The sequence below is a fragment of the Avibacterium endocarditidis genome (assembly GCF_965138825.1).
In the GTDB taxonomy this organism is placed as follows: domain Bacteria; phylum Pseudomonadota; class Gammaproteobacteria; order Enterobacterales; family Pasteurellaceae; genus Avibacterium; species Avibacterium endocarditidis.
In genome coordinates this window covers 1-463 of record NZ_CBCSDH010000045.1, presented here as the reverse complement: position 1 = coordinate 463, position 463 = coordinate 1, and the positions used below count along the sequence as shown (strand labels likewise).

The window sequence follows — 463 nt, the reverse complement described above, 5'->3', positions numbered from 1 at the left end:
AGCCTTTTACTCAGACTTTTTCAATTTAATAAGAAAATGGCTCTATCACGATTACCACTCCCCCATCAGCTTGAAAGTCTCTTCAGTTTTCAGCTTGTTTTTACATTGTTAAAGAGCAAGTCGCGAAAAATTCGCTTTCTATGGCGTCCCCTAGGGGATTCGAACCCCTGTTACCGCCGTGAAAGGGCGATGTCCTAGGCCTCTAGACGAAGGGGACAACATAAAAAGCGTCTCTCCGCTTTATTAAAGTGCGGTGTGATTTTAAGCCATTTTCTCATATCGCTATTTTCTTCAGCACCATCACCATTACTTTCTTTGCTTCTTATTGTCTAACAACCATCATGACAATCTGTGTGAGCACTCATCTATCCAGTCTTATAAGGAGGTGATCCAACCGCAGGTTCCCCTACGGTTACCTTGTTACGACTTCACCCCAGTCATGAATCATACCGTGGTAAACGCC

Annotated in this window: 1 tRNA gene and 1 rRNA gene; both read right to left on the bottom strand. The window is 43.6% G+C overall.

Going from position 1 to position 463, the window contains the following annotated elements:
- Positions 1-141: 141 nt before the first annotated feature.
- Positions 142-217: transfer RNA gene (locus ACNAV8_RS11625), tRNA-Glu, on the bottom strand.
- Between the two features lie 161 nt (positions 218-378).
- Positions 379-463 (bottom strand): 16S ribosomal RNA (locus tag ACNAV8_RS11620); the annotation flags it as partial.